Annotated in this window: 9 protein-coding genes; 8 read left to right on the forward strand and 1 reads right to left on the reverse strand. The window is 70.2% G+C overall.

Features of this window, described 5'->3' with window-relative positions:
- Positions 1 to 77 precede the first annotated feature (77 nt).
- Together VD997_06965 and VD997_06970 are read left to right on the forward strand one after the other, a co-directional pair.
- Positions 78 to 296, forward strand: coding sequence for a DUF350 domain-containing protein (locus VD997_06965; GenBank protein ID HYE61720.1), 219 nt, complete (start codon positions 78 to 80; stop codon positions 294 to 296).
- Between the two features lie 218 nt (positions 297 to 514).
- The gene (locus VD997_06970; protein ID HYE61721.1) at positions 515 to 2044 is read left to right on the forward strand and encodes a PQQ-dependent sugar dehydrogenase; all 1530 of its coding nucleotides are present in this window, start codon (positions 515 to 517) and stop codon (positions 2042 to 2044) included.
- A 39-nt stretch (positions 2045 to 2083) separates the two neighbouring features.
- Here the strand turns inward: VD997_06970 and VD997_06975 are convergent, their stop codons facing one another.
- On the reverse strand, positions 2084 to 2350 hold the full coding sequence (locus tag VD997_06975; GenBank protein HYE61722.1) for a hypothetical protein: 267 nt from the start codon (positions 2348 to 2350) through the stop codon (positions 2084 to 2086).
- Positions 2351 to 2495: 145 nt separating this feature from the next.
- Here VD997_06975 and VD997_06980 point away from each other — a divergent pair, with 145 nt between their 5' ends.
- From VD997_06980 to VD997_07005, 6 genes are all read left to right on the forward strand, one after another.
- A complete protein-coding gene (locus VD997_06980; GenBank protein ID HYE61723.1) occupies positions 2496 to 4859 on the forward strand; it encodes a hypothetical protein in 2364 nt (787 codons plus the stop codon).
- A gap of 823 nt (positions 4860 to 5682) precedes the next feature.
- Entirely contained in the window at positions 5683 to 7647 is a 1965-nt protein-coding gene (locus VD997_06985) for a hypothetical protein (GenBank protein ID HYE61724.1), read from the forward strand.
- A 320-nt stretch (positions 7648 to 7967) separates the two neighbouring features.
- Entirely contained in the window at positions 7968 to 8330 is a 363-nt protein-coding gene (locus VD997_06990) for a hypothetical protein (GenBank protein ID HYE61725.1), read from the forward strand.
- Between the two features lie 80 nt (positions 8331 to 8410).
- Positions 8411 to 9649 carry a hypothetical protein gene (locus tag VD997_06995; protein HYE61726.1) on the forward strand — a complete coding sequence of 413 codons (1239 nt, stop codon included), beginning with the start codon at positions 8411 to 8413 and terminating at the stop codon, positions 9647 to 9649.
- A 248-nt stretch (positions 9650 to 9897) separates the two neighbouring features.
- Complete coding sequence (locus tag VD997_07000) at positions 9898 to 11568, forward strand: hypothetical protein (protein ID HYE61727.1); 1671 nt, start codon at positions 9898 to 9900, stop codon at positions 11566 to 11568.
- A 26-nt stretch (positions 11569 to 11594) separates the two neighbouring features.
- On the forward strand, positions 11595 to 12797 hold the full coding sequence (locus VD997_07005) for a hypothetical protein (protein HYE61728.1): 1203 nt from the start codon (positions 11595 to 11597) through the stop codon (positions 12795 to 12797).
- Positions 12798 to 12816 lie beyond the last annotated feature (19 nt).

The following is a 12816-nucleotide window of genomic DNA, read 5'->3' on the forward strand; positions in this document are numbered from 1 at the left end:
TTCGTCACTACGTCACTTTGCCACTTTGCCACTTTGCCACCCGGTATGCTGCCGCCCACACCGCAGGAGCCTCCCGCATGGACATGAACGCCTTCATCCGCGCCGTGGTCTACTCCATCACCTTCGGCCTCGTGGGCCTGGTGCTCATCCTCGCCGGCTTCAAGCTCTTCGATCTCATCACGCCGAAGATCGACGTCGAGAAGGAGCTCGCCGAGCGCAACAACCTCGCCGTCGCCATCGTCTGCGCCGCCATGGTCCTGGGCATCAGCTACGTCGTCGCCCACGCCATCGCGTAGCCCACGAAGCCGAGACTGGGCCGCTTTCCCCACCACGCCGGGACTGAGCCGCTCTGGGCGAAGTCCCGGATTGGCCGCGAGCCGGGTTCACGATTTTTCCCGCTCCCAGCAATCCCACCCGCCCCGCGCGACATTCCTTCCACGGAGAGAGCCCCCGCCGCGGCCGCACGCCGCGTCGGTCGTCCGCCGACTCACCGCTCCAAGTAAGGGAGACGCCGATGACTACGACCTTCCCCAAGGCCGCCGCTGCCACTCTGTCCTCACTCGCCGCGCTCGCCCTCGTGGCCGGCACCGCCCGCGCCCAGCACGCCGCGCCTGTCGTCCAGGGCGACATCGGCATCGAGCTGCAGCCCATCGCCACCGGCCTCCGCGCCCCCATCCTCGTGACCCACGCCGGCGACGGCTCGGGCCGCCTCTTCATCGTGGACCAGGCGGGCACCATCCGCATCCACAACGGCACGCAGCTGCTCGCCACTCCCTTCCTCGACCTCACATCAACGATCGTCGCCGTCAACCCCGGCTTCGACGAGCGCGGCCTGCTGGGCCTCGCCTTCCACCCCAACTACGAGAACAACGGCCGCTTCTTCGTCCGCTACTCCGTCCCGCGCACAGGCCAGCAGGGCGTGGACCCCTGCTTCGGCACCGGCCGCGGCTGCCACTCCGAGGTCCTCGCCGAGTTCACGGTTTCTTCCAACCCCAACATCGCCAACCCCACGCCCACTGTGCTGCTCACCATCCCCAAGCCGCAGTTCAACCACAACTCCGGCGACATCGCCTTCGGACCCGACGGCTTCCTCTACATGGGCATGGGCGACGGCGGCGGTGCCAACGACGGCCTGGCCGACAACCCGCCCAGCCACGGCCCCGGCGGCAACGGCCAGAACCTCGCCGTCAAGCTCGGCAAGGTCCTCCGCTTCGACGTCTCCACCCCCGGCACCCTCGCGATTCCCCCCTCCAACCCCTTCGTGAACACGCCCGGCGCCGACCCCGCCATCTTCGCCTACGGCCTGCGCAACCCCTACCGCTTCTCCTTCGACAGCGAGCCCGGCGGCGACAACACCCTCTACCTCGCCGACGTCGGCCAGAACCTGCTCGAAGAGATCAACATCATCCGCCCCGGCCGCAACTACGGCTGGGTGACCACCGAGGGCACGGTCTGCTTCAACCCCTTCGCGCCCAACACGCCCCTTCCCAGCTGCAACACCGCCGGCATCACCTTCCCCATCGCCACCTTCGGGCGCAACGTCGGCATCGCCGTGATCGGCGGCTTCCTCTACCGCGGCAACGCCGTCCCCCAGCTCCGCGGCCAGTACGTCTTCGGCGACTTCTCCACCGCGTTCAACCTCGCCGACGGCCACCTCTTCTACATGCGCCCCATCCCCGGCATCGCCACCTCGCAGATCAAGCGGCTCAAGCTCGGCGTGCACAACCGCACCTTCGGCCAGTTCCTGAAGGGCATGGGGCGCGACGAGCAGGGCGAGCTCTACTTCACCGCCGGCCCAATCCTCGGCCCCACCGGCAACTCGGCATCCGTCTACCGCATGGTCGCCATCCCCTGCGGCACCGCCGACTTCAACGCCGACGGCGACACCGGCACCACCGCCGACATCGAGGCCTTCTTCGACTGCCTCGGAGGCCACTGCTGCCCCACCTGCCTGCCCAACGCCGACTTCAACAACGATGGCGACATCGGCACCGACCAGGACATCGAGAGCTTCTTCCGCGTCCTGGGCGGCGGCACCTGCTGAGCTCAGCCGCTCCAAAGTGCCGCTCAGCAAACGCGGCCGCTAGCGCTTGCGCTCCTTTCGCCGATCCCCCGCGTCGGTCCCCTGCTCCAACGCCTTTTCCAACTCGCATTCCGCCACCGCGGCCCCGGCGATCACCGCCGCGCCACCGACCACGCCGCCAATGGTGGCAAGCTCCTTCTTCGCGGCCCGCACGCCGCGGGGGCTGGCGCGTCCCCCGCCCTGGTACCGCGCCAGCTCGGGGTCCGACGCGCAGCCTGCCAGCAGCACACACAGCACCACCGCACCCGCCCCGCGCAGCTGTCTCATCGCCCCACGCTACCCCGCACGCCATCCCCCGGTCAATATGAACCGCACGCCTTACCGGTCCCGCCTCCCCGCGGAAGCACGCCCATTTTGCTTGGCGCGCCTCGGGTGCTTGGTAAGGTAACCGACCCTCGTGCGGAGTCGCCTCATGCGTACCACCCTGCCCCTGGCACTGGCGATCGCCCTCGCCGTGCCCGCCCTCGCCCAGCCCCTCACCACCGCCTTCACCTACCAGGGCGAGCTCTCGCAATCTGGGACGCCCGCCAACGGCACCTTCGACCTCCGCTTCGCCCTCTACGAGGGCCTTACCGGGGGCGTGCAGGTCGGCTCCACGCTCTGCGTCGATGACATTGTCGTGACCAACGGCCGCTTCGCCGTGCAGCTTGACTTTGGCGCCCAGTTCACCGGCCAGCAGCGCTACCTCGAGGTCCTCGTCCGCCCCGACGCCGGCGCGGGCTGCGGCGACGCCTCCAACTACACCACCCTCCTCCCCCGCACGGAGCTCTCCGCCGCCCCCCACGCCGCCTTCGCCCTCTCTGCCGCCAGCGCCCTCTCCGCCGACACCGCCAACAGCGCCACCAGCGCCCAGAGCGCGCAGACCGCCGCCCAGGCCACCAACGCCGCCCAGCTCAACGGCCAGCCGCCCTCCTTCTACACCAACGCGGGCAACCTCACCGGCACTCTCCCCTCCACCCTCCTCAGCGGCCTCTACTCCAACCCGCTCACCCTCAGCAGCGCCACCAACCAGTTCACCGGCACCTTCACCGGCAGCGGCGCGGCCATCACCGCCCTCAACGCCTCCAACATCACCACCGGCACCCTGGCCAACGCCCGCACGACCGGCACCCCGTCGCCCGTCGCCCACACCCTCGTCCTCCGCGACGGCTCCAACGGCTTCAGCGCCGGCGCCATCAACGCCACCTCCTTCACCGGCAACGGCTCCACCCTCATCGCCCTCAACGCCAGCAACATCTCCACCGGCACCATCGCCAACGCCCGCACCACCGGCACCCCGCTCAACACCGCCAGCACGCTCGTGCTCCGCGACGCCTCGGGCAACTTCACCGCCGGCGCCATCACCGCCACCACGCTCAGCGCCGGCACCGTCTCCGCGAGCACTCTGAGCGGCGGCCACATCGGCGACGGCTCCGCCCTCACGAACCTCAGCGCCGCCAGCCTCACCGGCACGGTCAGCGACGCCCGCCTCTCCACCAACGTCGCCACCCTCTCCGCCCCGCAGACCTTCACCGGCCTCAAGACCTTCTCCGCCGCCCCCAGCTTCTCCGCCGCTAGCGGCGCGCCCTTCACCGTCGCCAGCACCGCGCCGGTCACCAACCTCAACGCCGACCTGCTCGACGGCCTGAGCTCCGCGGCCTTCGCCCGCCTCACCGGCAGCCAGACCTTCACCGGCGACATCACCATCGAGGGCGCCATCACCATCGCCGGGGCCACCGCCAACCTCTTCAGCGCCTTCGGCACCGTCACCCCCGGCACCAACTACGGCTTCGGCAACCTCGCCGCCGGCGGACGTACCTACGCCCTGGTCGCCACCGCCAACTCGCACACCGAGGGCGCCGGCAAGCTCCTCCTCCGCGACGGCGTCACCAGCCGCCTGTCGATCGATTCCACCGGCAACGTCGGCATCAACACCCCCGCCCCCGCCGCACGCCTGGACGTCAACGGCGCCATCCGGGCCCAGGGCGGCGTCACCTTCCCCGACGGCTCCACGCAGCACCGCGCCGCCCCCGGCTCCACCACCCCCTTTGTCACCAGCGGCCTGCCCGCCAACGCCACCTTCACCGTCACCCTGGGCGGCACCAGCGCCACCCTCAGCGGGACCTACACCGTCAACCGCACCATGCAGGTGGGCGGCGGCGGCGTGCAGACCCCCACCGGCGGCTACTCCATCCCCCAGGGCGCCTTTACCGTCCGCCGCGCCCGCACCGCCGACCAGACGTGGGCCAACTGGATCACCGGCAACACCTCGCCCGCCCTCACCATGGTGCTCACCGTGGGCGGCAGCACCGTCACCTGGAGCGGCACCATGACCGTCCGCCAGCTGCGCCTCGTCACTATCGGCGGCACGCTCTACGAAGAAGCCGAGCTCTACCCCCAGGGCAACGTCAACCTCACCCGCACCGTCAGCGGCGCCCCCGCCGTCTCCGCCCCCTCCACCGACTCCCCCGGCATGACCTTCAACGTCAACAACAACCCCGTCCCCAACACCGTCGCCTTCGCCCCCAGCGCCGGCCTCTCGGTCCCCATCGACCCCACCACCGGCATGGCCGCAGGCAACCGCAGCGTCGCCACCTGTACCGTCCGCGCCAATCCCTTCTCCTCCGGCATCTTCCGCACCAACTTCATCAGCAACGTCGCCAACCAGGCCGGCGCCATCGTCACCTCCGGCACCAACTGGCGCACCACCAGCAGCTGCTACCCCACCTCCTACACCCTGCGCCTGGCCGACGACGGCCTCCCCATCGAGGAGTACACGATGCTCATGAACAACTGAGCACGTGCCACCGAGATGTCCTCATCTCGGTGGTCCCTCAACCGACCACGTGCCACCGAGATGTCTTCATCTCGGTGGTCCCTCGACCGACCACGTGCCACCGAGATGTCTTCATCTCGGTGGACCCGCGGGCCGCCGCATCAACCCGGGTGCTCGATGCATCCGGTATCGCACGTGCCAAGGGCTCGCCGCCCTTGGCCGAACCCGCCCGGACGCAAGCGAGGCCACGTGCAACGGGCGATGCCGGCGCTGCTCGTGTCGGTGCGCCGCCAACCGCCGCCCCACTGAGAACGGCCCGGAGAGCCCGAGAGGGGCGGCCTTGAGCCCCTCTCGGATGCGCGGCTCCGGCCGCGCCGTTGCATCATTCCCGGCGAGCGGCGCGTGCCCGCCCGGGCGCGGGGCGCACCCACCAGGCGGCGGGCCGTTCTCCCACGGGAGTGCGCCGTTCTCCCGCGGGAGTAGACGCTCCTCCCCCGGGAGTAGACGCTCCTCCCCCGGGAGTGGACGGTCCCCCCCGTGGAGCGGGCCGCGGCACCCGGGAGCGGGCCTTCCACGGGCGGCCCCGCCATCGTCCATTCCCGGGCACGGCGGCCCGCTCCAGGGTGGCGACGGCCCGCTCCCAGGCGGGCACGGCCCCCGCCCGCGCGAGGATGGCCCGCTCCCCGGCGGCGGCGGGGGACGCCCGGGAGTGGACGGTCCATTCCCGGGCGGAAACCGCGTCGGGGGGCCAAAAACGCGGTTCCCGGCCCCCGCCGCCCCGGGTGCCGCGGCCGGGGTGCTTGACCGGCGCGGTAGCCTGCCCGCCTCACTCTGGAGCCCCCGCATGCGCCCCGCCCTGATCCTCACCGCCGCGATCACCGCCCTCACCGCCGCGCCCGCCTTTTCTCAACCGCTGACCACCGCCTTTACCTACCAGGGCGAGCTGGCCGACAGCGGCAGCCCCGTCACCGGCACCTACGACCTGCAGTTCGCCCTCTTCACCGACGCGAGCGGCACCACGCAGGTGGGCCCCACGCTGTGCGCCGACAACGTCAGTGTCACGGGCGGCCGCTTCGCCGTGGAGCTCGACTTCGGCGCCCTCTTCCAGGGGCAGCAGCGCCACCTCGAGGTCCGCGTCCGCCCCGACACCGGCCTGGACTGCTCCAGCAGCGCCGGCCTCACCACCCTGTCGCCGCGCGCGAGCCTGACCGCCGCCCCCAACGCCGCCTTCGCCCTCACCGCGGCGACCGCCAGTAGCGCCGCCACCGCGACGAACGCCACGCAGCTCAACGGCCAGCCCGCCGCCTTCTACACCAACGCGTCGAACTTCACCAGCGGCGTCCTCCCCAACGCCCGCACCACCGGCACGTCCTTCAACACCCCCGGCACCCTCGTGCTCCGCGACGCCTCCGGCAACATCTCCGCCCAGACCGTCACCGGCAGCAGCTTCGTCGGCTTCGGCGGCAACCTCACCGGCCTCAACGCCGGCAACATCACCGCGGGCACCATCGACAACTCCCGCACCAGCGGCACGCCCATCAACGCGCCCAACACCCTCGTGCTCCGCAACAGCTCCGGCGGCTTCGACGCGGGAGCCATCTCCGCCACCACCATCGCCGGCAGCGGCGCCGCCATCACCAACCTCAACGCCTCCAACATCGCCTCCGGCACCCTCGCCCCCGCCCGCGGCGGCACCGGCCTCTCCAACCAGCTGCCCGCCTCCAGCGGCCAGTACCTCCGCTCCACCGCCGCGGGCGTGTGGGGCATCGGCACCATCGCCGCCACCGACCTCCCCGCCCTCGCCGGCGACGTCACCGGCGCCGTGGGCGCAACCTCCGTCACCCGCCTCCGCGGCACCACCATCTCCTCCACGCCCCCCAGCACCAACCAGGTCCTCACCTTCAACGGCTCGCAGTGGGCCCCGCAGACCCCCGCCGCCCCGCCCGCCTACACCGCCGGCCAGGGCCTCGCCCTCTCGGGCACCACCTTCTCCGTCCCCAACAACGCCATCACCAGCGGCCTGCTCGCCAGCGACCCACTCTCCCTCAGCCGCGTCTCGGGCAGCCTGCTCTCCGTCTCCTCGGGCAATATCGGCTTCAACGAGACCACCCCCGAGGCCCAGCTCCACATCACCAACGCGAGCGGCGCCGCCGGCATCATCCTCGAGGCCGACGCGGGCTCCGCCACCACCGCGGCCCTCACCCTCCGCGAGGACCTCGCCACCCCCGGCGGCGGCCGCCTCGCCTACGACACCATCTCCAACACCCTCCGCCTTGGCACCTTCCTCGGCACGACCGAGACCCCCGCCATCTCCATCCCCCGCGGCAGCACCGACGTGACCTTCGCGGGCGATCTCTACGTCCCCACCACCACCCGCTCGCTCAACATCTCGGCCTCGTCACTGAGCCTCAACCCCGGCGCAGTCCTCACGCTCGCGAACACACCCAACGGGCTGCTCCCGCAGATCATCCCCAACGCACCCGGCGGAACCGGCCTGGCCATCGGCCAGATCACGCTCCCCCACAACGCCGTGATCACGCAGTTCGAGGTGTTCATCCAGGGCGGTGCCGGCCCCAACGTCACCGCCCAGCTGCACCGCGACTCCCTCTCCGGCCCCAGCTCCACCACCATGGCGACGCTCATCTCCGACGGTTCGGGGCCCTACGTCACCACCTCGATCGCGACACCCGTCGTCGACAACAACAACTACGCCTACCTCGTCTGGTTCCAGTTTCCACTCAACGGCACGAGCTACATGAGCATCCTGGGCGCCAAGGTCACCTACACCATCAACACCGTCAGCCCCTGACCGACTCTGAACCCCGGGCGACGTGCCGATTGACGATCGGGCCCGCGCCTAGCTTTGGCCCCGTCTTCTTCCTTCCCGAAGCGGCGGCCCCTTCACCAGGGCCCCGTTCCTTCGCGCGGCCCGCCTCCGCGCGAACATGGGCAACCTGAAGTCCACCTCAGAATCGATTCATCCACAACCCACTGGACGGCTCGCTCCTGCCCGGTACATTCCCTCCGTCTCGTACCAGGATCGATCAGGCCGCGCGCAGAGTGGTGTGTGACCAGCCCTGCGCCCTTCCGGCCGAAAGCGCACCGTCAACACGGGCAGGCAGCACACCCATGCAGGACGAACTCCCCGATCTGGCGCAAGGACACGCGCCGCGCACCTCCGAGCCCGCCCCCCCTGCTGACGACACCGCGCTGGGCGACGATCTCTTCACGACGCTCACCCCCGGGTTCATCATCTCCACCCTCCGCCCCGCCCGCGCCCGCGAGGTCGCTGACCAGTTCCGGGAAGCGCTGCACCAGCTGAGCGACGAGCCGCGCACCCTCGCCCGCTCCTCCAACGACAGCACCGCCGCGACCCGCGCCCTGCTCCGCCTCCTCACCGACGAGGAGCTCCGCCGCATCGCCCTCAAGGTCGGCCTCCCCACCGACGGCCACTACCTCAGCCTCTACCACCGCCTCGCCCTGCTCTGCTGACCAGCCGCGGCGCACGCAATTTCACTCCACATCCCACCCCCCGCGCGGTAGCGTGTCCGCTCCTTTCCGGAGACGCTCCCATGCGCACCATCCTCGCCGCGCTCGTCCTCGCGCCCTTTGCACTGACCGTCGCCGCTGCCCCCGCCCTGGCCCAGACCGCCTTCACCTACCAGGGCCGCCTCGACAACGCCGGCGAGCCCGCCAGCGGCCCGCACGACCTCCGCTTCCGCCTCTTCCATAACAGCACCCCCATCGGCCCCACCCTCTGCGCCGACAACCTCGACGTGCAGAACGGCCTCTTCACCGTCACGCTCGACTTTTCCGAGATCCTCACCCCCGGCTTCAGCTACTTCCTGGAGGTCGAGGTACGGGCCGACACCGGGCTCGCGTGCGCCGACACCACCGGCTACACCGTCCTCTCGCCCCGGCAGCCGATCACCTCCGCACCACGCGCCGTCTCCGCGCTCAGCGCCACCTCCCTGTCAGCCCACGACGGCTCCCCCAACCCCGCTGTATTTGTCGATGCGGGCGGACGCGTGGGCATCGGCACGACCTTCCCCTCCGGCCCGCTCGACGTCCGCTCCGGCAGCGGCTCCGCCCTCGCCGTCGAGCCTGTCAACGGCGATCTCACCTTCAACGGCGGCGCCGACGGCTTCTTCGGCTTCTTCCACACCGGGCCCAGCGCCGGCCGCACCGAGTTCCTCTCCAGCACCGGCGTCCACCTCAGCGTGGGCAACAACGGGAACGTGGGCGTGGGCACCACCACCCCCGCCGCCAAGTTCCATGTGGCCAACGGCGACATCCTCGCCGGCGCCGCCAGCGAGGAATGGCTCTTCCACACCCGCTCCTCCACCGGCGGGGACTTCCTCCAGATCACCGACCGCCAGGGCGGCACGCCGCAGTTCCAGCGCGGCCTGGTCATCCACTCCAACGGCGGCATCGGCATCGGCACCACGGCCCCCGCCTCGGCGCTCCACGTCCTGGGCGAGGTCCGCCTCCACTCCTCCGGCAACTTCTTCGCCGTGAAGTCCCCCCAGCCCGACCGCACCCTCCGCGGCCAGGTCAACGCCAACGCCACCATTGACGCCGCCCGCAGCTCCCCCGGCTTCACCGTCACCAGCTCCGTCACCGGCACCTTCGTGATCAACTTCACCACACCATTCACAAACCCGCCCGTGATCGTCGCCACCCCCATGGGCGCCTGCTGCAAGGCCCACATCACCCAGACCCAGACCACCTTCGCCACCGTCATCGTGCAGAACGTCTCCACCGGCGCCGGCACCGCCTCCCCCTTCCAGTTCATCGTGATGGGCAACTAGCCGTTCCACGGAGATGTGCTCGCGTTCCACCACAGTTGCGTTCGGTACGAGCCGCGAACGAAGTGAGCGGGCCCTCCGAGCCTCTCTATGCGCAGCGCGCCCCATGAACCCGTCACTTCGTTCCAGGCTCGTTGCGGACGTCCTCCGTTGACGGAGATCGTGCGCTATTCGTGCTCAACCCTGACTGCGGAACTCTCTCTTGGCGCACCGCACAGGCGCGGTAGCCTGTCGCCTTTGGAGGAGTTCCCATGAAGTCCATCGCCGCCGCGCTCTGCCTGGTGGTCGCCGCCCCCGCCCTTGCCCAGCCTCTCACCAACGCATTCACCTACCAGGGTGAGCTCGCCAGCGCCGGCGGCCCCGCTGCCGGCCTGCACGACTTCGAGTTCGCCCTTTACAGCGCCCCCACCGGCGGCCTCCAGGTCGGCCCCACGCTCTGCATGGACAACCTCGACGTCGTGAACGGCCGCTTCGCCGTGCAGCTCGACTTCGGCGCTCAGTTCAACGGCCAGACCCGCTACCTCGAGGTCCGTGTGCGTCAGGATTCCGGCCTCGCCTGTGGCAACGCGACCGGCCTGGAGACCCTCGCCCCGCGCACGCAGCTCACGGCCGCGCCCAACGCCGCCTTCGCCCTCACCGCGTCCAACGCCTTCAACGCGTCCACCGCCAGCAACGCCACGCAGCTCAACGGCCAGCCGCCAACCTTCTACACCAACGCCGCCAACCTTGCCTCAGGCACGCTGCCCAACGCCCGCCTGTCCGGCACCTACTCCAATCCCGTCAACCTTCAGAGCAGCAGCAACACCTTCGCCGGCAACGGCACCGGCCTGACCGGCCTCAACGCCTCCAACATCAACGTGGGCATCCTCAGCCCCGGGCACGGCGGCACGGGATCCAGCATCACCTCCGCCAGCAACGGCCAGGTGCTCAAGTGGAACGGCGCCGCCTTCGCACCCGCCGCGGACACCGACACGACATACGTCGCCGGCAACGGCCTCTCACTCAGCGGCACCACTTTATCACTCTCCACCGCGGGCGCCACTGCCGGCGAGGTGCTCAAGTTCAACGGTGTTTCCTGGAGTGCCGAGCCCGATGCGGACACCAACACCACCTACGCTGCGGGCAACGGCCTCGCCCTCACCGGGACCACCTTCGCGCTCTCCACCGCGGGCGCCACCGCCGGCGAGGTCCTCAAGTTCAACGGCGTCTCCTGGAACGCCGAGCCCGACGCCGACACCAACACCACCTACACCGCCGGCGCGGGGCTCTCGCTCACCGGCACCACCTTCGCCCTTGCCAACAACGGCGTGAGCGGCGGCGCCGGCGGGGTTCTCACGGATAACTCCATCACCTCCGCCGACCTCGCCAGCGACCCCAACTCCCTCATCCGCGTCACCGGCGGCAACATGGCCGTGTCCAGCGGCAACATACAGGTGGCCAACGTCATCACCGCCAACGACTTCTCCTACGGCGGCAACGTCACCTCCTTCTACATGCTCGCCCCTTCCGACTTCGTCTCACGCGACGGCACGCCCCTCTCAATCAACAACGGCAGCATCGCGGCCGTGTACCCACAGAGCACCACCACCGAAGGCCTTGTCGCCCCTGTGCACCTTCCCAACGGCGCCACCATCACCGCCGTGCGCTTCTACGTCGTGGACTTCTCCTCCGCCATCAATCTCACCTGCTCTCTCATCGAGCAGGCGCCCACCTCGACCACCGGCAACCTCATCGCCCAGACCACCAGCTCGGGCAACTCGACCACCGTCCTCACGCTCACCGTCTCCGGCCTCTCCGAACTCGTTGAAAACTCCACCAACACCTACTTCGTGACCGCCGTCCCCACCGGCTCCTGGACCAGCACCGCCCTCAGCGTCCGCGGCGTCCGCATCGACTACACCATGCCCCGCCCCGCACGCTGAACAAGCCCATTACCGAGATGCACCACATGCTCCGATCCCTCACGCTCTTCGCCGCTCTGCTCGCCGCCCCCGTCCTCGCGCAGCCCACCAACACTTCTATCACCTTCCAGGGCCGGCTCACCAACGGCGGTGCATCCGCCAACGGCCTGCACGACATCCGCGTCACCCCCTATGACGCCCAAGCCGGCGGCGCGGCCCTTGCCGCCACCACCTGCATCGACAACGTCGAGGTCACCGACGGCCTCTTCACCGTCACCCTTCCCAATGCGCCCTTCGGCAAGACCGCCGGCGCCTACCTCGAGGTGCAGGTCCGCGCCGACCCCACCGGGCTGGTGGGCTGCGCCACCACCTCGGGCTACACGACCCTCACGCCGCGTCAGCCGGTGACCACCGCCCCCACCGCCGCGTACGCCCTCGCCTTCCCCTCGCGCACGCAGAACCTCCCCGGCGCCGTCCGCTACAACGCCGAGAACGGCCGCTTTGAGGGCTACAACGGGGCCTATTGGGCGCCCTTCCAAATGGGCGAGGGGCTGCCCCCACCCAACCAGCAGGACTTCACCACCCCAGGCACGAGCACGTTCGTCGTGCCCGAGGGCGTCTCTTCCATTGGTGCGGACATTTGGGGCGGCGGCGGTGGCGGCGGTGGTGTCCGCACCGACGGTAACCTCGCGACCTCCTGCCAGTTTCCCAACTACCCCTACCGCGGCGGCGGGGGCGGCGGCGGCGGCGGGATGTACGCGCGCATCACCTTCCCCGTCACGCCCGGTGAGACCCTCACGCTTGTTGTCGGGGCCGGCGGTCAGGCCAGCACCACCGCTCCCGGCCAGCACGGGGGCCCATCCACCATCAGCCGAACCGGAAACATCATCTTCATGGCCCCGGGGGGCACCGGCGGCTTCGTCGGGCAGCTCCACAACCAGTCCTACTTCGTGTCACCTCCCGGTCCGGCCTCTGGCGCCGGTGGGCAGGGCGGCAACGGGCCCCTGATGCACCCATCCGTGAGTCTTCTGAGCATTGAAAACGGCGCGACCGGCGGGAACGGCATCGCGCTCCTGTGCAACCAGGTTGGTACCACCATGATGCCCGCCGGCGGCAACTTTGGTGAAGGACGCACCGCCGGAACTCCGCTTGGGACCATGTCCGCGGGCCGTGGCGGCCTCGGCACCACCCCCAGCAACCTTCTCAACAGCGCCGGCACCGCGGGCGCGATCCGCTTGTTCTGGAACTGACGGGGCGCCGCTGCTGCAG

Source organism: Phycisphaerales bacterium, assembly GCA_035627955.1.
Taxonomy (GTDB): Bacteria; Planctomycetota; Phycisphaerae; order Phycisphaerales; family UBA1924; genus JAEYTB01.

Coding starts and splice junctions, on each gene's coding strand:
- VD997_07000 (HYE61727.1), top strand. CDS start 9,898: ATGAAGTCCATCGCCGCCGCGCTCTGCCTGGTGGTCGCCGCCCCCGCC.
- VD997_06980 (HYE61723.1), top strand. CDS start 2,496: ATGCGTACCACCCTGCCCCTGGCACTGGCGATCGCCCTCGCCGTGCCC.
- VD997_06995 (HYE61726.1), top strand. CDS start 8,411: ATGCGCACCATCCTCGCCGCGCTCGTCCTCGCGCCCTTTGCACTGACC.
- VD997_06985 (HYE61724.1), top strand. CDS start 5,683: ATGCGCCCCGCCCTGATCCTCACCGCCGCGATCACCGCCCTCACCGCC.
- VD997_06965 (HYE61720.1), top strand. CDS start 78: ATGGACATGAACGCCTTCATCCGCGCCGTGGTCTACTCCATCACCTTC.
- VD997_06990 (HYE61725.1), top strand. CDS start 7,968: ATGCAGGACGAACTCCCCGATCTGGCGCAAGGACACGCGCCGCGCACC.
- VD997_06975 (HYE61722.1), bottom strand. CDS start 2,350: ATGAGACAGCTGCGCGGGGCGGGTGCGGTGGTGCTGTGTGTGCTGCTG.
- VD997_06970 (HYE61721.1), top strand. CDS start 515: ATGACTACGACCTTCCCCAAGGCCGCCGCTGCCACTCTGTCCTCACTC.
- VD997_07005 (HYE61728.1), top strand. CDS start 11,595: ATGCTCCGATCCCTCACGCTCTTCGCCGCTCTGCTCGCCGCCCCCGTC.